The sequence below is a fragment of the Coralliovum pocilloporae genome, from assembly GCF_030845175.1.
Classification (GTDB): Bacteria; Pseudomonadota; Alphaproteobacteria; order Rhizobiales; family Cohaesibacteraceae; genus Coralliovum; species Coralliovum pocilloporae.
Genome location: NZ_CP132542.1, coordinates 3,861,471 through 3,878,657 on the forward strand (window position 1 = coordinate 3,861,471; position 17,187 = coordinate 3,878,657).

Annotated in this window: 13 protein-coding genes and 1 pseudogene; 9 read left to right on the forward strand and 5 right to left on the reverse strand. The window is 56.9% G+C overall.

The window, feature by feature from the left end; all coding sequences use genetic code 11:
* Positions 1-58: 58 nt before the first annotated feature.
* A complete protein-coding gene (locus RA157_RS17445) occupies positions 59-1,042 on the forward strand; it encodes an ion transporter (RefSeq protein WP_350334392.1) in 984 nt (327 codons plus the stop codon).
* Positions 1,043-1,045: 3 nt separating this feature from the next.
* On the opposite strand, the gene RA157_RS17450 is transcribed toward RA157_RS17445, so the two are convergent.
* Positions 1,046-1,942, reverse strand: a complete 897-nt coding sequence (locus tag RA157_RS17450; protein ID WP_350334393.1) for a LysR family transcriptional regulator — start codon at positions 1,940-1,942, stop codon at positions 1,046-1,048.
* Between the two features lie 116 nt (positions 1,943-2,058).
* Here RA157_RS17450 and RA157_RS17455 point away from each other — a divergent pair, with 116 nt between their 5' ends.
* Both RA157_RS17455 and RA157_RS17460 read left to right on the forward strand, forming a co-directional pair.
* A complete protein-coding gene (locus RA157_RS17455) occupies positions 2,059-3,234 on the forward strand; it encodes an acyl-CoA dehydrogenase family protein (RefSeq protein WP_350334394.1) in 1,176 nt (391 codons plus the stop codon).
* Between the two features lie 102 nt (positions 3,235-3,336).
* Positions 3,337-4,974: an AMP-binding protein gene (locus RA157_RS17460; RefSeq protein ID WP_350334395.1), complete on the forward strand. Its 1,638-nt coding sequence runs from the start codon at positions 3,337-3,339 to the stop codon at positions 4,972-4,974.
* 59 nt (positions 4,975-5,033) lie between these two features.
* Here the strand turns inward: RA157_RS17460 and RA157_RS17465 are convergent, their stop codons facing one another.
* Positions 5,034-5,894 (reverse strand): DMT family transporter, encoded by an 861-nt coding sequence (locus RA157_RS17465; protein ID WP_350334396.1) that lies wholly within the window; start codon positions 5,892-5,894, stop codon positions 5,034-5,036.
* 176 nt (positions 5,895-6,070) lie between these two features.
* Here RA157_RS17465 and RA157_RS17470 point away from each other — a divergent pair.
* Positions 6,071-7,416, forward strand: a pseudogene (locus RA157_RS17470) (aminotransferase-like domain-containing protein).
* Between the two features lie 24 nt (positions 7,417-7,440).
* Here the strand turns inward: RA157_RS17470 and RA157_RS17475 are convergent.
* Positions 7,441-8,325 carry a LysR family transcriptional regulator gene (locus tag RA157_RS17475; protein ID WP_350334397.1) on the reverse strand — a complete coding sequence of 295 codons (885 nt, stop codon included), beginning with the start codon at positions 8,323-8,325 and terminating at the stop codon, positions 7,441-7,443.
* Between the two features lie 103 nt (positions 8,326-8,428).
* Here RA157_RS17475 and RA157_RS17480 point away from each other — a divergent pair, with 103 nt between their 5' ends.
* On the forward strand, positions 8,429-9,442 hold the full coding sequence (locus RA157_RS17480) for a zinc-binding alcohol dehydrogenase family protein (RefSeq protein WP_350334398.1): 1,014 nt from the start codon (positions 8,429-8,431) through the stop codon (positions 9,440-9,442).
* A 28-nt stretch (positions 9,443-9,470) separates the two neighbouring features.
* Here RA157_RS17480 and RA157_RS17485 read toward each other — a convergent pair whose 3' ends face one another.
* A complete protein-coding gene (locus RA157_RS17485; RefSeq protein WP_350334399.1) occupies positions 9,471-9,950 on the reverse strand; it encodes an Lrp/AsnC family transcriptional regulator in 480 nt (159 codons plus the stop codon).
* Positions 9,951-10,090: 140 nt separating this feature from the next.
* Between RA157_RS17485 and RA157_RS17490 the strand changes: the two genes are divergently transcribed.
* Positions 10,091-11,107, forward strand: a complete 1,017-nt coding sequence (locus RA157_RS17490) for a 1-aminocyclopropane-1-carboxylate deaminase (RefSeq protein WP_350334400.1) — start codon at positions 10,091-10,093, stop codon at positions 11,105-11,107.
* Here the strand turns inward: RA157_RS17490 and RA157_RS17495 are convergent.
* Positions 11,104-11,562, reverse strand: a complete 459-nt coding sequence (locus RA157_RS17495) for an Lrp/AsnC family transcriptional regulator (protein WP_350334401.1) — start codon at positions 11,560-11,562, stop codon at positions 11,104-11,106. The two genes, RA157_RS17490 and RA157_RS17495, sit on opposite strands and share 4 nt — an antisense overlap.
* 114 nt (positions 11,563-11,676) lie before the next feature.
* On the opposite strand from RA157_RS17495, the gene RA157_RS17500 reads away from it, so the two are divergent.
* From RA157_RS17500 to RA157_RS17510, 3 genes are all read left to right on the forward strand, one after another.
* A complete protein-coding gene (locus tag RA157_RS17500; RefSeq protein WP_350334402.1) occupies positions 11,677-12,879 on the forward strand; it encodes a methionine gamma-lyase in 1,203 nt (400 codons plus the stop codon).
* 31 nt (positions 12,880-12,910) lie between these two features.
* Positions 12,911-15,292 carry a thiamine pyrophosphate-binding protein gene (locus RA157_RS17505; RefSeq protein ID WP_434058512.1) on the forward strand — a complete coding sequence of 794 codons (2,382 nt, stop codon included), beginning with the start codon at positions 12,911-12,913 and terminating at the stop codon, positions 15,290-15,292.
* A gap of 1,555 nt (positions 15,293-16,847) precedes the next feature.
* The gene (locus RA157_RS17510) at positions 16,848-17,177 is read left to right on the forward strand and encodes a hypothetical protein (protein ID WP_350334403.1); all 330 of its coding nucleotides are present in this window, start codon (positions 16,848-16,850) and stop codon (positions 17,175-17,177) included.
* The last annotated feature ends 10 nt before the right edge of the window (positions 17,178-17,187 follow it).

Here is a 17,187-nt window from a genome sequence, read left to right on the forward strand (position 1 = left end):
TCCTGCCGTATTAAGAGCTTCCTGAACCGGAGAGCCACCAACGACAATGGGGCAATGCATGACGACAGATCAGACCATCCAACAGAATACCCTCAGAAAACGTGTCTTCGACAAGCTGGAGCCCACCGACCGGTCTGATATGCCGGGGAAGCTGGTTGACCTGTTTCTGATCACGCTGATTGCCGTCAATATCATCGCCGTAGTGTTGGAAACGGTCGCTAGCATCAGGGCAGAACATCAGCGGCTGTTTGAGGTAATAGAACTGGTCTCGGTCGCCATTTTCACGGTGGAATATATCGCACGCCTCTGGTCTTGTGTTGAGAATCCGGACTATACTGGAGAAACCAGTCCCCGCCGGGCTTATATGCTGTCGCCTATGGCGATTATTGACCTGATTGCCATTCTGCCTTTCTATCTCAGTTTTGTTCTGGCCATCGATCTGCGTGTGCTCAGGGTGTTGCGTCTGCTACGGGTCTTCAAACTGACCCGCTATTCCTCGGCCATGTCCATGCTGCTGAATGTGATCCGAGAGGAGGCGAATGCCTTCTTTGCCGGGTTCTTCATTTTGATGGTGTTGCTTATTCTGGCCGCCAGCGGTGCCTATCTGGTGGAGCATGATGCCCAGCCGGATAAATTCGGTTCCATCCCTCATGCCATGTGGTGGGCGATGGCGACATTGACCACGGTGGGTTATGGCGATGTGACTCCTGTTACTCCGGCTGGCCAGTTTTTCGGGGCGCTGGTCACAGTAATCGGGGTTGGCATGGCCGCGCTCCCTGCCGGTATTCTGGCCTCAGGCCTGGCTGATCAGTTGCGTCGCAACCGGGAAGAACTGACCAGCGAACTGAGACGCGCGCTCGAAGATGGCATTATCGACGAGAATGAGGAAAGTGAACTGGAAGAACTGCGCAAATCCCTCGGCCTCAGTCAGCGGATTGCCCGAGAAGTGCGCAAAAGCGTCCATGACCAGCGCGAAGCCAGCGAAACCTTCTGCTGCCCGGAATGCGGAACAGTGACTGTCAGGGAGGTGGTGCAGAAGTAGGAGTTACTCCCCCACCAGAACCTCGCGGACAGCGCGTCCCCGGCGGGTGTCGAGAAAGCCCGGGCGGGAGAGGAGCCAGTAGCCTGCGTCTGACTTGAGGCTGTGGTTTGAGACACGGACCAGGCTGCGGCTGGCGAGAAGATCTGTCACCACCCCGAGCCAGCCAAGCGCGACCCCGGCCCCGCTCAGGGCCATATGCAGGGCAAGGCCGTGATCGGTGACCGAGATACGGTTTTCCGGCAGCTCAGAAATCAGATCCTGGCTCTGGTGCCAGTCTGCCCAGGTTACCCAGCGCTGTTCTGCGTCCTCCTGCTCGATGATCGGAGCGGCTTTGAAGAAGGCTTCTTCATTGGTTGCCCCAATGGCGTCTACCAGGGCGGGCGCTGCCACCGGGCAGACATCTTCCGGAATGATCATGTGGCTTTCAAAGCCCGGCCAGTCGCCCCTGCCAAAGGCAATCCAGCAATCGGCATTTTCCTTGAACAGCTCGCGGTCGCTGATCACCGTGACAATGCGGATATCGGGCTGGCTGTCCGGTGCCGTTCCGCGCGCCACCTGCCCCAGACGCGGGGTCAGCCAGTAATTGGCCAGCCCCGGATAGGTGGCCAGCGTTATGGGCGCGTCAGACACAGCCCGGCGAATGTCGCTGCAGGCCTCGCGGACGGAATCAAAAGCCGGAGCCAGCTTGTCGAACAGGTCATCGGCATAATGGGTGGGAACAAGCCGGTTGCTGCGCACCACAAACAGTTTCACCCCCAGCTCTCCCTCAAGCTTCTTGATCTGGTAGCTGATGGCCGGTTGCTGCACGTTCAGCCGTCGGGCGGCTTCCGTAAAGCTGCCAAGCCTGTGGCACATTTCAAAGGCCTGCAGGGCCTTCAGGCTGGGGAGAGATTCGCTCATAAAATTTTTCAATGACCATCTTAAATTTTTCAAGATACTAGCACAGACAAATATCAGGTAAACGGTCTTTCAGTCTTCAGTAACCTGCGCTGAATTTGCGCATCGGGAGGTTTTTCATGACAACGAAACTGGACCAGATTCTGGACGCTGCACGCAGCCATACTGACGAGGTGATCAAGCCTAATGTGGATGCATGGAACGAGGCCGGTGTATGGCCGCGCGATGCGTCTGACAAGGCGGGCGCGCTGGGGCTGACCGGGCTCTATGCGCCGGAAGACTTTGGTGGCCAGGGCCTGCCTCTTGGCGAGGGCATTCGCGTTTATGAAGAACTGGGCAAGGGTGATGGTGCCTATGCGTTCGCGCTCTCCATGCACAATATCTGCACTTTTGCAGCCTGTGGCTATGGCACAGACAAGCTGAAGGATGACTGGGCACGGGATCTGACCTCGGGCCGTAAGCTGGCCAATTTCGCCCTGACCGAGCCGCAATCAGGCTCTGACGCCACAAACATGTACAGCCGTGCCGTGATCAATGAGGATGGCACCTGGACAATCAACGGCGCGAAAGCCTGGGTCAGCCTGGCCGGTGAAGCGGATATCTATTTCACCGTGGTCAAAACCACCGATGAACCCGGCCACAAGGACATGGCAATGATCGCCATTCCGAAAGACACGCCAGGCCTCAGCTTCGGGCCGCGCTATGAGACCCCGAGCTATAACTTCCTGCCGCTGTCCGAGATGTATATGGACAATGTGATTGTCTCTGAAGACAACATCATCCTGCCTGTGGGACAGGGCCTGCAGGGGTCTCTGATGGCGATTGATATTGCCCGTGTCTCCATTGCTTCGGGCTGCTGCGGGCTGATGGAAGCCGCCCTTGATACGGCGCTGTCCTATGCCAAGAACCGCAAGATGTTCAAAGGCAGCAATCTGGACCTGGACGGCATCCAGTGGATGCTGGGCGAGGTGGCAACCGAGCTTGAAGCCTCGCGCCTGCTCTATCGTGCCGCGGCCAATGCTCTTGGCACGCCGGAAGGTCCGCTGATGGCGGCGCATGCCAAGCGGTTTGTGCCTGATTGTGCAGTAAAGGCTGCCAACACCTGCACCCAGGTTCTGGGTGGCATGGGGCTGCTGAAACCCTATGGCATGGATCGGTTGAGCCGCCTGTCGCAGATGCTGCGCATTGTGGATGGCACAACGGAAATCAGCCGGGTTGTTATTGGCCGCAGCCTCAAAAAGCGGGCTGAGGGTCTACCTGATCTGCCGGTTCCCAAAGGCTTCGGCGAGCGCTAAAATTCAGATTCGGGACAAATGATCAGACCCGCGCCGGGACAGAACCGAAACAACAGGTTTGAGAGTGCGGGTCGAAACCCCTGACGGTTCGGGAGGACGACCATGAAAGAGCAGTTTGACGCCTTTGGCCAGACAGGAGCCAACCATGTGCCCCTGTCACCCCTGTCCTTTCTGAACCGGGCGGAAAGTCTGTTTCCAGACCGGACAGCGGTGATTTATGGCGACTTGCGGCTGAGCTGGCAGGAGGTCGGGCAGCGGGTCCGTTCGGTGGCCGCCGGGCTGCAGGCCATGGGCATTGGCGAGGGGGACACGGTGACGGTCCTCGCCCCCAATATCCCTGAACTGTTCGAGCTGCATTTCGCCGTCCCCCTCTCCGGTGGTGTACTGAACACGCTGAACACCCGGCTTGAAGCGGAAACCATCGCCTATATCCTCGACCATGCGGACAGCAGGCTGGTGATTGCCGACCGGGAATTGCTGCCGCTTCTGAAAGATGCCTTTGAGCGTCTCGGACGCACCATTCCGCTGGTTGAGATCAATGACCCGGCCACCAGCATTGAGATGACGCTGGGCGGTGCAGGTTATGACACGCTTCTGTCGGCAGAGCCGATAACGGGTCTTCTGCCCCTGCCACAGGATGAATGGCAGGCCATTGCGCTCAACTATACGTCCGGTACATCCGGCAAGCCGAAGGGCGTGGTCTATCATCATCGCGGGGCCTATCTCATGGCGCTCGGCACGGTGCCAGCCTGGCAGGTGGCGCCTTTCCCGGTCTATCTGTCCATCGTGCCCATGTTCCATTGCAATGGCTGGGGGCATCCGTGGATGATGGCGCTGACCGGCGGCACCATGGTCTTTACCCGCATGCCGCTTCCCGCTCTCATCTTCAAGGCGATTGAAGAGCATGGGGTGACCCATCTGGGCGCGGCACCGATTGTGCTGCAGATGCTGGCTGAATCCGAGCACGCCCCGCAGAAACCTCTGTCGCCCCCGATCCGGGTGATGACAGCGGGTGCTCCGCCTCCCCCGGCTATCCTGCAGAAATCCAAGGAAATCGGCCTTGATGTGATGCAGGTCTACGGGCTGACGGAAACCTATGGCCACATCACTCAATGCCTCTGGCAGGACGCCTGGGCTGAGGCCTCCCCGGATGAACAGGCCCGCCTGCAGGCCCAGCAGGGCATTGCCTTCCCCATGGTGGAAGCGGTTGCGGTAATCAATACCGAGACCGGCGAGGAAGTCCCCCGCGATGGCGAGACACAGGGCGAGATTGCCATTCGCGGCAATACGGTGATGAAGGGCTATTACAAAGATCAGGACGCATCCGAAAAGGCTTTCAAGGATGGCTGGTTCTGGTCCGGTGATGCGGCCGTTGTCCATCCGGACGGTTATATCCAGATCCGCGACCGGCTGAAGGATGTGATCATCTCGGGCGGTGAGAATATCTCATCGGTGGAAGTGGAAGCCGTGCTCTACCGGCATCCGGCCGTGCAGGCAGCGGCCGTTGTGGCCCGGCCTGACGAGAAATGGGGCGAATCCCCTTGCGCTTTTGTGGAAGTCCGCGACGGCGAAGCCCTCACCCCCGAAGACGTCATCAGCTTCTGCCGAGAAAACCTCGCAGGCTTCAAAACCCCGAAAACCGTCGTCTTCCAGGACCTGCCGAAAACCTCAACCGGCAAAATCCAGAAGTTCCAGCTGCGCGAGGTGGCCAAGGAGCTGGGGGTCAAGGAGCGGGAGTGAGGGGGAAACACCTGCTAGTTCGGGGCGTTTTCCTGCTGAAATGTGTTTACTGATGGCAATCACGCAAACCGTTTTGCTCCGGCAACGCAGAGGACGACCAGACCTGTCACCAGAACCATTCCCGCGCTGACCACTTCACCAAGCAGGAGGCCCGCGAGCATCAGGCCGAAGAAGGGTTGCAGCAGCTGGAGCTGTCCGACCCCTGCAATTCCGCCTGTTGCCAGGCCCCGATACCAGAAGATGAAGCCGACCAGCATGCTGAACACCGAGACATAGGCAAGCCCGGTCCATTGGGGCAGGGTGACATGGGTCCAGTCCGAAGGCAGTGTGAACAGCGCAATCGGTGCCATTACGGGTAGCGACAAGGCAAGAGCCCATGAGATGACCTGCCAGCCGCCCAGGCGGCGCGAGAGGATTCCACCTTCCGCATATCCAAGTCCGCAGACAATAATGGCCAGGACCATGTAGAGATCGCCGGTCACAGATCCTTCTGCACCCTGAAACCAGGCAAAACCTGCAACAAGGGCACTGCCCAGACCGGAAAAAATCCAGAAAACCGGATGTGGCCGCTCACCGCCGCGCAAGACGCCGAAAAAGGCCGTCAGCAGAGGCAGCAGGCCGATGAAGACAATCGATCGGGCAGAGGTGATGTGCTCAAGCGCCAAGGCTGTGCATAGCGGGAAACCCACAACAACACCGAAAGCCACGATTGTCAGCGACCTGATATCGCTCTTTAAGGGGCGTTTCTCCTGTAAGACCAGAAGGCACAGAACCCCGAGCCCGGTTGCAATCACAGCCCGGGCAGCGGTCAGAAACACAGGGTCAAACCCGCCAACGGCCACCCGTGTTGCGGGAAGTGAGGCGCTGAAGATGATCACGCCCAGCAAACCGTTCCCCCAACCTGCCATCCGTCTCTGCATTGTCCGCCTTCCCTTTGCTCTCGGAACAAAACTATCAGCTTGCGGGTGGCGTTGACAGAAACAGACAAGTACAATTTAGAAGAACTGTATTGGTATGAAAGCCCATACAGTCTTAGCTTCAGGCGCAGTTTCTAGCGGAGCTTCTGGTGAAAAAGACAACCCGGACTGAAGAGGTCATGCTGTCTGTGACAGAGCGCATCGCGGCACGCACGCTGACGTCAGGCGACCGGCTGCCCTCCATTCGTCAGCTTGCGGCAAAGATGAAGGTTTCGCCCTCTACCGTGGTCGAGGCCTATGCACGTCTGGCTGCAGAGGGAACAATCCGCTCCCGCCCCGGATCCGGCTATTATGTCGCCAGAGCGACCGCGCCTCTTGTTCTCGCAGAGGCCGGGCCACAGGTGGAGCGTGAAATCGATCCGCTGTGGGTATCTCGGCAGTCGCTGGGCTCTGAGACGACCACGCTCAAGCCCGGCTGCGGGTGGATGCCTGCAGACTGGATGCCAAATGACATCATTGCCCGGTCTGTACGGTCAGCGACACGTCAGGACCTGGCAGTTCTTGCCGATTATGCGGATGCCAGCGGTGCTGCAGACTTGCGGCAGCTTCTGTCCCGTCAGTTTGTTGATGAAGGACTTCAGGTCTCCGCCGATCGGATCATGCTGACCGTTTCCGGAACGCAGGCGATTGATCTTGTCTGCCGGTTCCTTCTTCAGCCGGGCGACACTGTGATTGTTGACGATCCCTGTTACTTCAATTTCCAGGCGCTCCTGCGGGTTCATCAGGCCCGCGTTGTGGGTGTGCCCTACACGCCCTCAGGGCCGGATGTGGAGGCCTTTGAGGCCGTGTTGAGAGATCATCAGCCGCGGCTTTATATCACGAATTCCGGCCTCCATAATCCGACCGGTGCAACGCTGTCCCCGCAAACGGCCCACCGTATTCTGTCTCTGGCCAACACCCATGGCCTGACCATCATTGAAGACGAGATCTTCGCGCCTCTGGAGCCGGACCCCTCCCCTCGCCTGGCTGCTTTGGATGGTCTCAATCAGGTTATTCGGATTGGCAGCTTCTCCAAGATTGTGTCTGCCTCCATAAGATGCGGTTACATCGCCGCCAGGTCAGACTGGATCGAGGCCCTTGTCGATATGCAGGTGGCGACAAATTTCGGCGGTGCCGGAACGTTCGCCACAAGTGTGATCAAAGGCGTTCTCTCTGACAGCCGCTACCAGCGACACAGAGACCTGCTCCATTCGAAACTGAACCATGCACGCCAGAAGATTGCCGGGCAATTATCTGCCATCGGCATTGAGCCTTGGATCATGCCAAGAGGAGGGTTCTATCTCTGGTGCACCCTGCCTGAGGGCCTGAGGGCCTGAGTGCGACAGAGCTCTCAAAAAAAGCGTTGACCCAGGATGTCGTCCTCGCCCCTGGCAATGTGTTCAGCCCTTCTCAGACCATGGACCGGTTTATGCGCTTCAATGTCAGCCAGATGGATGACCCGAGGATATTTGATATCCTGGCATAAGGGGCTGAAGGGGCACTGCCTGCGCTATTGCGGCATGGCAGCACAGAGCTTTTCTACCAGCGCGTGGATGCGTCTTGGTTGTGAGCGGCCAGGTGGGAAGATGATCTGCAACGGGGTTGGAGGTGATGCATAATCTTCAAGAAGCGGCACAAGCCGTCCGGCCTTGAGATCTGATGCGACATCAAGTTCCGATTTCAGCACGATGCCGAGCCCGTCGAGGGCCCATTGGCGGACCAGCATACTGTCATTGACGATTGAATTGCCGCGGACAGTGATTGTCTCAAGTCTGGTTCCATTCTGGAAATGCCAGATGTTGTCCAGTGTTGTGCCAAATCTCATGATCAGGCAATTGTGGTCATGGAGATCGGATGGACTGCGTGGTGTGCCGTTTGCGGCGATATAGGACGGAGCGGCACAGACGATCCTGCGATGGCTTCCGAGGCTGCGGATGCGCAGGGTGCTGTCGGGAACCGTGCCGAACCGGATAGCCAGATCAAAGCCTTCACCGACAATATCGATATAGCCGTCAGACAGGGACAGCTCTACCGAAATGGCCGGATGCTCCCGGGTGAAGGCGGTGACAATCCCGGCGACCATGTTGCGGCCAAGATCAACCGGTGCGCTGATCCTGATCGGACCTGACAGGGTCTGGGCCCCGTGGCGGATGCGCGCATGCAGTCCGTCAACCTCACTCAGCACCACTTTGGCACCATCAAGCAGGGTCTGTCCCTCATCAGTCAGATGCAGGGAGCGGGTGGTCCGGTTGAACAAAACCACACCGTAATGTGCTTCCAGTGTAGACAGGCGCTCGGAGACAGTGGTGGCTGAAAGGCCGAGCTCGCGTCCCGCAGCGATGAGGCTGCCCTTCTCGGCGATCTTCTGGAACAGGCGGATGTTATCAATCAACATTATGCGGATAATCCGGATTATGATTCCGTAAAGTGACTGTTTATCCGAAAAAGGCAAGTTTTTATCTAGGATCAGGAAAGAATAACCTGATAAGGACCAAGCCATGAAAGCCGTCGGTTATTTAAGCACAGGCCCGATTGACCGCCCTGATGCGCTGATCGATTTCGAGACTGATACACCTGAGGCCAGGGGCCACGACCTCCTGGTCAGCGTAGAGGCAATCTCCGTCAATCCGGTGGATACCAAGATCCGTATGCGGCGCGCGCCGGACGGGGATGCCCCGGCCATTCTGGGATGGGATGCGGCCGGGCGCGTTGTTGCTGTTGGAGACAAAGTCAGCCGGTTCAAGCCTGGCGACAGGGTCTGGTATGCTGGTGCGATCGACCGGCCCGGCACCAATTCGGAATACCATCTTGTGGATGAGCGGATTGTCGGCCATGCCCCTGCATCCATTGAAACCGCTGCGGCTGCAGCGCTGCCCCTGACCACGCTGACCGCCTATGAAATGCTGTTTGACCGTCTGGATGTGCTGAAGCCTGTGCCCGGCGCGGCGCAGGCTGTTGTCATCATCGGCGGTGCGGGTGGTGTGGGGTCCATCGCTATCCAGCTTCTGCGTGCGATGACAGACCTGACCGTGATTGCTACGGCGTCCCGGCCCGAGACGCAGGACTGGGTGCGCGAACTTGGTGCCCATCACGTGATTGACCATTCCAAACCCCTTACGGACCAGATAGCCGCCCTTGGCATTGGAGCGCCAGGTTTTGTCTTCTCAACCAATGGCTCGGAGCATTATGTGCCGGAGATTGGCGCCTTTATCGCGCCGCAGGGCCGGTTCGGGCTGATTGATGATCCGGCTGGGTTTGACATCATGCCGTTCAAGCAGAAATCGGTCTCGATCCACTGGGAGTTCATGTATACGCGATCCCTCTTCCAGACAGAGGATATCGCCCGACAGAGTGATATGCTGAACGAGGTGGCCGGGTTGATCGACGCAGGCAAGGTCCGGTCAACGGTAACGGAAACCTTTGGCACCATTACGGCGGCCAACCTTACCCGCGCGCACAGCATGCTGGAAAGCGGCAAGGCCAGAGGCAAGATCGTGCTGGAAGGCTTCTGATCAGGAAAAGGGCATCCCGGCAGGGTCTTCAAAAATGAAGGGGGGCATTCTCGATGACCTCCTTCAGGACAAAGAAGCTGCGCAATTGCCTGACACCTGGAAGGGTCAGCAATTGTGCCCGATGCAGTGTGTTGAAGTCGGAAATATCCTTCACACGGACCTTGAGGAAATAGTCGAAATCTCCGGCTACGCACTGGCATTCGAGAATGAAGGGAAATTGCGGGATCGCGGCTTCAAACTCTGCAAAGCTCTCAGGTGTTGAACGCTCCAGAACAGCACCGACCAGCACCAGGACGCTGAGGTCCACAGCATCCGGTCTGACCTGAGCGGTGACGCTCGAGATGATGCCGTCTTCGAACAGGCGCTGGGTCCGCCGGTGGCATGTGGCCGGGCTGACATTCACCTTCTCGGCGATTTCAGCGTTGCTCATGCGGCCATCTGTCTGAAGACACTTGAGAATTTTGCGGTCGATTTTGTCGATATTATGAGATGTGGAATTTTCTTCCATAAAATCCTCATATTTGAGAAGAGAAAGAATGTGATGGTGACTATATATAAATCAGACAGTATTTATACAGCTGTATTTGAGAGCACATTTCATTTTTCTTCACTTAAGATGATGGCGGATTGTCTCAAAGGAAGAACAGCATGAACCTCTCGAAATTTGACCGTTACCCGCTCACATTCGGCCCGACTGCAATTGAACACCTGCCCAGGCTTTCCGAGGCTATTGGCGGAGATGTTGAAATCTATGCCAAGCGTGAAGACTGCAATTCGGGCTTGGCGCTTGGCGGTAACAAACTGCGCAAGCTGGAATATATTGTCCCCGATGCGATTGCATCGGGTGCTGATACGCTGGTGTCCATCGGCGGGGTGCAGTCCAACCATACGCGCATGGTCGCGGCAACGGCAGCCAAGATAGGCATGAAGTGCGTGGTCATTCAGGAAAGCTGGGTACCCCATGATGATGCGGTCTATGACCGTGTGGGCAACATTCTGATGACCCGTCTGATGGGGGCTGACAGCCGTCTTGTTGATGAAGGGTTTGATATCGGGATCCGCCAGAGCTGGGAGGATGCCATGCAGTCAGTCCGGGATGCGGGCGGAGTGCCCTATGCCATTCCGGCTGGTGCGTCGGTGCATAAATTTGGCGGGCTTGGCTATGCGGGCTTTGCTGAGGAAGTGCGCGCCCAGGAAGCGGAAATGGGCATCACGTTTGATTATATCGTTGTCTGCTGTGTGACGGGGTCGACACAGGCAGGCATGGTTGTCGGTTTCGCAGCGGATAACAGGGCGGACAGGGTCATCGGTATTGATGCCTCCGGAACGCCAGACCAGCTGCGCGGGCAGATGCGTGGGATTATCGACAACACCGCCGACCTTGTGGAACTGGGGCGTGCCGTGCGCGATGATGAGATCATCATCAATCCCGATTACGCCTATCCGGCCTATGGGGTGCCCAGTCACGAAACCAACGAAGCCATGCGGCTGGCGGCGCGCACTGAGGCCATGATTACGGACCCTGTCTATGAGGGCAAATCCATGCAGGGCATGATCGACCTGGCACAGAAGGGCTTTTTCCCGAAGGGCTCGAAGGTTCTTTATGCCCATTTGGGCGGCGCACCGGCCATTAACGGCTACAGCTACACGTATCGCAACGGTTAATCGATTGCCGGAAATACGTTGGTTTTCTTCACGGTAGAGTAGACGAAGCTGGTGTCAATGGAGGCAATGCCTCCGATGGGGTGGATGCGATGACGGATGAAATCCTCATAGGCATCCAGCCCGGGCACCACCACCCGCAACTGATAATCCGAGGCTCCGGTCAGGACATGACACTCAAGCACTTCGTCGATTGCATGGATTCGGCTTTCGAAGCTTCGGACATCGTCTTCGTTGTGGCGTTCCAGCCGAATGCGCACAAAGACCGTGATCGGCAGGCCATAGGTCTTTGCGTCCACCTCGGCGCTGTATCCCCGGAGCGTGCCGTTTTCTTCGAGATTGCGCAACCGGCGCAGACAGGGCGACGGGGACAAGTTGACTTCTGCGGCGAGGTCCTGATTGGTCATGCGGCCATTTGCCTGCAATGCGCGGATAATCTGTCGGTCTTTGGCGTCCATTTAAGCCTCTCATTGGCAGAAAATGCCAAAATCTATAGTCAACATAGCATAACTCGCAATCATTACCCCGCCAATACATCGTATCCTGTCTCAAACAACATGAGAGAGGTTGCCATGAGTTCGTCCAAAGGCTTTGCCACCCGCGCTATCCACCACGCCTATGATCCCCAAGAGAACGAAGGTGCGTTGACGCCGCCCCTGCACCTCACATCGACCTTTGCATTTGAGACCACTGAGGCCGGAGGCGAAATGTTCGCTGGCGAACGCCAGGGGCATATTTACAGCCGTATCTCGAACCCGACCTGTGATCTTCTGGAGCAGCGCATTGCCACGCTCGAAGGGGCTGAAGCCGGGCTGGCCTTGTCCAGTGGCATGGGCGCCATTACGGCGGTGCTGTGGACTCTGCTGTCGCCCGGCGACGAAGTGATCGTCGACAAGACGCTTTACGGCTGCACCTTTGCCTTCATGCGGCATGGGCTGGCGAAATGGGGTGTGACCATCACTCATGTGGATATGACAGACCCGGAAAACCTGCGTGCTGCGATCTCAAAGCAGACCCGGGTCGTTTATTTCGAAACCCCGGCCAACCCGAACATGCGGCTGGTGGACATTGCCGCCACCGCCACAATCGCGCATGAAGCCGGGGCGCAGGTGGTCGTCGACAACACCTACGCTACGCCTTTCCTGACACGACCCGTTGAACTGGGCGCTGATATCGTGGTGCACTCCGCCACCAAGTATCTCGGTGGACATGGCGATGTGGTGGCCGGGCTGGTTGCCGGCACGGCCGAACAGATCGCCGAGATCCGACTTGTTGGAATGAAGGACATGACGGGTGCGGTTATGGCACCGTTCAATGCGATGCTGATCCTGCGCGGGTTGAAAACTCTGGCCCTGCGTATGGAGCGCCATTGCGCTTCGGCTCGAATTGTGGCCGAGTATCTGCAGGAGCATCCGTCGGTCCGGACCGTGTATTTTCCCGGGCTGGACAGTTTCGCCCAGCACGAACTTGCAACGTGTCAGATGTCCAGGCCCGGCGCGATGATCGCCTTTGAAGTCGAGGGCGGCATGGCGGGTGGCATCCGGTTCATGAACAACCTGAACATGATCCAGCGGGCCGTATCCCTGGGTGATGCCGAAACGCTGATCCAGCATCCGGCCTCTATGACCCACTCCACTTATACGCCCGAGGAGCGTGCCGAGCACGATATTGCTGACGGGTTGATCCGTTTGTCTGTCGGGCTGGAGGATGTCGATGACATCATCGCCGACCTGGATCAATCCCTGCCGCGACCCATTCATCACGCCGCCGAGTAAGGAGCTTCTCATGCCCACCGACATCGCCCAAATGAAAACCATTGAGCAACGGCTTCTGTGGCTGTCCCACTGGATGATCCATCATGCCAATCACATCCGGCCCAAGGCGGATGAGATCAAGGTCGGGGGGCATCAGGCGTCTTCCGCCTCCATGGTGTCGATTATGACGGCACTCTATTTCTCGGCCCTGAAACCCCAGGACCGGGTGGCTGTCAAACCTCATGCGTCGCCCGTGTTCCATGCGATGCACTATCTGATGGGCAATCAGACCCGTGAGAAAATGGAGAATTTCCGCGGCTATGGCGGGGTGCAGTCCTATCCCAGCCGGACCAAGGATATTGATGATGTGGACTTCTCTACCGGGTCTGTCGGGCTGGGTGTGGGGATAACGGCGCTTGCGTCCATGGTGCAGGATTTCATCAAGGCCAAGAGCTGGGGACAGAACACCGAAACCGGTCGCATGGTGGCGCTTGTGGGCGACGCGGAGCTGGATGAGGGCAATGTCTATGAAGTGCTGCAGGAAGGCTGGAAAAACGACTTGCGCAACACCTGGTGGATTATCGACTATAACCGCCAGTCGCTGGACGGGATTGTCCGTGAGGGCCTTTTTGAGCGTCTTGAAAAGATCTTTGACGCCTTCGGCTGGGATGTGGTCCGGGTGAAATATGGTGCCCTGCAGCGGGCCGCCTTTGCGGAGCCTGGCGGCGAGAAACTGCGGGCCTGGATTGATGCCTGCCCCAATGCGGACTATTCGGCCCTCACCTATATGGGCGGCGAGGTGTGGCGGAAACATCTGATGGATGATCTGGGCGATCAGGGAGATGTCACCGCCCTGCTCGATTGCAGAAGTGATGCCGAGCTGGCGGCGCTTATGGAGAATCTCGGTGGCAATTGCGTGCACACCATGGCCGAGACATTCGATGCCATAGACCACGACCGCCCCACATGTTTTCTCGCCTATACCATCAAGGGCTGGGGAACACCCATTGCCGGGCACAAGGACAATCACGGCGGTCTGATGACCAAAGCCCAGATGGCAGACTGGCAGGCCCATATGGGTGTTCAGGCAGGAGAGGAATGGGAGCCATTTGCGACGGTTGATGATGTGGATGGTCTCAAGGCATTTCTGGCGCAGGTTCCTTTCTTTTCCAAAGGTACCCGGCGTTATTCAGACGACCGGATTGCCGTGCCTGCCCTCCATGTGGATTCAGAGCGGGAATTGTCCACCCAGACCGCCTTTGGCAAGATCCTCGACACTCTGGCCAGGGGTGACAGCGACCTTGCGGCCCGCATCATGACCACATCGCCGGATGTGACCGGGACCACCAGCCTCGGGCCGTTTGTGAACCGCCGGAAACTGTTCGCGCGGGATGAGCTGAAGGATGCCTTTATCGAGCATCGTATTCCCTCCACAGCCAAGTGGAATTTTGCGCCCGATGGGCAGCACCTGGAGCTTGGTATTGCCGAGATGAACCTGTTTCTGCTGCTCGGTGCGGCCGGTCTGGCTCACAGTCTCTGGGGCAAGCGAATTATTCCGATCGGCACGGTCTACGACCCCTTTGTTCATCGTGGTCTGGATGCGCTCAACTATGCCTGTTATCAGGACGCCCGTTTCATGATTGTCGGCACGCCGTCCGGTGTTACGCTGGCACCGGAGGGCGGCGCGCACCAGTCCATCGGCACCCAGCTTACAGGCATCGCCCAGGATGGCCTGGCCTCATTTGAGCCTGCCTTTGCCGATGAGCTGGCGCTGATCATGGAGTGGGCGTTTGACTATATGCAACGCGATGGTGAGGGTGACCCGGACGAGCGCACATGGCTCAGGGATGAGACCGGAGGCTCAGTCTATCTGCGCCTGACCACAAAGCCGCTTGAGCAGCCCGCAAAGCGGACGGACGAGCTCTTCCGCAGAGGCGTTATTGACGGTGCTTACTGGCTACGGGAGCCGGGTCCCAATTGCGAGCTTGTCATCGCCTATCAGGGCGCTGTGGCAAACGAGGCGATTGAGGCCGCTGGCAGGCTGGCGGAAAGCCGTCGTGATATCGGGGTTCTGGCGGTCACCTCCGCCGACAGACTGAATGCCGGCTGGACAGCCGCCCAGCGCGACCGGGCCCGGGGCAATCGCAAGGCAAGAAGCCATATCGAAACCCTTCTCGGCACCCTGCCCAACCATTGCAGCCTGCTGACCGTGGTTGACGGTCATCCGGCCACCCTGTCCTGGCTGGGGGCCGTTGCCGGACACAGGACCATCCCGCTCGGGGTGGAGCATTTCGGTCAGACCGGAACCATCGGCGACCTCTACCAGCACTTCGGCATCAACCGCGACAGCATAGTCCAGCAGGCCCACGGTGCCCTGCAGACGGGCGCAGAACTCTCAGAAGCCAGAAAAGCCGCGATCAGAGCCGTGAACTGACGGAGGTTGGGGGGGGCTTCATTGAGGCCCTCCCCGGCACCCTCGCAGGCTTCTTCTGCGGGGGGGGGGGCGTTCAGCCAGGCAATCAGTGATCAAGTGTTGAAGCTAGTCTGATGGCTCGGTTGAGGCGGAAATAGAAGAAAAGCATGAGAAGAGCCATCATGGAAAATTCGAATGCTGATGTCCCGTCCTCAATGAGTGCTGTCCCGGCGAACACATCACTCAGAAGGGCAAGTAAGTAGAAAAGTATTATCAATAGAAGTGCCTTGACTGCTACTGGAAAACTCAGGCATAGAGATCGTGATATAAAATCTCTGTTGTCACCTTTTGAATTTGTATGATATATGAGGATAGTTCCTAATATATTGCTTAATATAATAAGTATATCTGCATAAATATCCCATTTATTTATCGTTTCTAACAGATTGCTGGAAGCCCATGTTGACGTTAATATCGATATGAGTGCCGTATAAATAAGAAAATAAAAGAATTTCTCCCTTTCGGAAACGGAATCGCTCCTAAATCTTAGAGCCAGTTTCGTATCATTAAAAATTTGCATGCAGATTTATTTCCTGAGTCGATATTTGTAATTATTGAGGTTCAAATTTAGGCGAGGTTCGCGGATTCGGTCAACTGACGGGTTTAATTTTTGATTGCAGCATAGACTGGTGGTGAATATTACAATTATTAGAGCGCTTTCCCGGAAAGTGTGTGCGTAATTGATCCGTTACCGTAATTTATCGACTGGATGCCGGGTCAAGCCCGGCATGACACAGAGGGTGTGGTGGTCCTCTGCCTCATGATACTGAGGGGTTGGTGCTCGGCCTTTATCCCACCTGCTGCCGGTCCTCCCGGGCAAGCAAAGTGCAGATCCGGGAACCAGAGACGGCAGGTTCTAATTGTTTGGAATCCTTCCAGCTGGATCCCGGCTCGGGGGCCGGGATGACACCGAACCTGTGGCCAACCTTCTACCCCGCAACACCCACAGCCTGTCACCCCGGCCAAGCGCAGCGTAGAGCCGGGGTCCAGAGGCGGCAGGCTCCGAGGGTGTGGTTTCTTCCCGGCTGGATGCCGGATCAAGTCCGGCATGACACTGGGGGTGGTGTGACGCTCTGCTTCATGACACGAAGGAGGTGGCCAATCTTCGGCCTCTGCCTCTGCCCCAGCCACTCCCTGTCGTCCCGGACAAGCGGAGCGCTGATCTAGGAACCAGAAGCAGCAGGTTCTGAGAGTGGGGCGACTCTCTGCCCTACCCCCTGCCTGTCGTCACCGAAATTCCACGATGTTGAAGCTCTGACAAGGACGCCTCCGTGAAGGCATCCTTGAATCAGAAGCACGCTGATTTGCAAACCCTGTCGCATGATGTGGTATCTCTGGATGCTGGACGAACGTTTGCTGCATGCATGAAGCCGGGTAGAGCAGTGGCTCATGACGACGGCTTATATTTTGTGATTTTGCAATTTTTATTATAATCTCAGGTGAACTGAAATTCATCAATAAGGTGATGGGTTTCAATTTAATATTGCAAGTAAAGAAAGAGAAAAGGTATCCAATTTTGATTGGTATTCTCGCATTAGCGTCACTTTTACCATCGTTAGCATATATAATGGCATTTGGCGCAACATTTTTTAGATATCGGGATTTAAAGAGTTCTATAGATATTAGGGGAAGTTATATTTTCTTTGTTTTGTTATTTTCTCTTCTGCTTTTTATTTTATGCTGGTATGCTCGGATATACTTGGTAGGTGCGATGGGTTCGGATTCCGATGATCCATATGATGATTTGGCTTTATATTTTTGGATAAATGCTGCAACTCCAATTCTTGCATGGATAGTTGTCTGCAGGCTTTGGCATCGTCTTTCAAATGAAGCAAAAAGAGAATGAATACTGCTTT

Bases quoted from the DNA above. Each gene is read 5' to 3' on its own strand.
- RA157_RS17445 (WP_350334392.1), top strand. From the start codon at position 59: ATGACGACAGATCAGACCATCCAACAGAATACCCTCAGAAAACGTGTC.
- RA157_RS17495 (WP_350334401.1), bottom strand. From the start codon at position 11,562: ATGGACGCCAAAGACCGACAGATTATCCGCGCATTGCAGGCAAATGGC.
- RA157_RS17465 (WP_350334396.1), bottom strand. From the start codon at position 5,894: ATGCAGAGACGGATGGCAGGTTGGGGGAACGGTTTGCTGGGCGTGATC.
- RA157_RS17500 (WP_350334402.1), top strand. From the start codon at position 11,677: ATGAGTTCGTCCAAAGGCTTTGCCACCCGCGCTATCCACCACGCCTAT.
- RA157_RS17475 (WP_350334397.1), bottom strand. From the start codon at position 8,325: ATGTTGATTGATAACATCCGCCTGTTCCAGAAGATCGCCGAGAAGGGC.
- RA157_RS17505 (WP_434058512.1), top strand. From the start codon at position 12,911: ATGAAAACCATTGAGCAACGGCTTCTGTGGCTGTCCCACTGGATGATC.
- RA157_RS17490 (WP_350334400.1), top strand. From the start codon at position 10,091: ATGAACCTCTCGAAATTTGACCGTTACCCGCTCACATTCGGCCCGACT.
- RA157_RS17480 (WP_350334398.1), top strand. From the start codon at position 8,429: ATGAAAGCCGTCGGTTATTTAAGCACAGGCCCGATTGACCGCCCTGAT.
- RA157_RS17485 (WP_350334399.1), bottom strand. From the start codon at position 9,950: ATGGAAGAAAATTCCACATCTCATAATATCGACAAAATCGACCGCAAA.
- RA157_RS17455 (WP_350334394.1), top strand. From the start codon at position 2,059: ATGACAACGAAACTGGACCAGATTCTGGACGCTGCACGCAGCCATACT.
- RA157_RS17460 (WP_350334395.1), top strand. From the start codon at position 3,337: ATGAAAGAGCAGTTTGACGCCTTTGGCCAGACAGGAGCCAACCATGTG.
- RA157_RS17450 (WP_350334393.1), bottom strand. From the start codon at position 1,942: ATGAGCGAATCTCTCCCCAGCCTGAAGGCCCTGCAGGCCTTTGAAATG.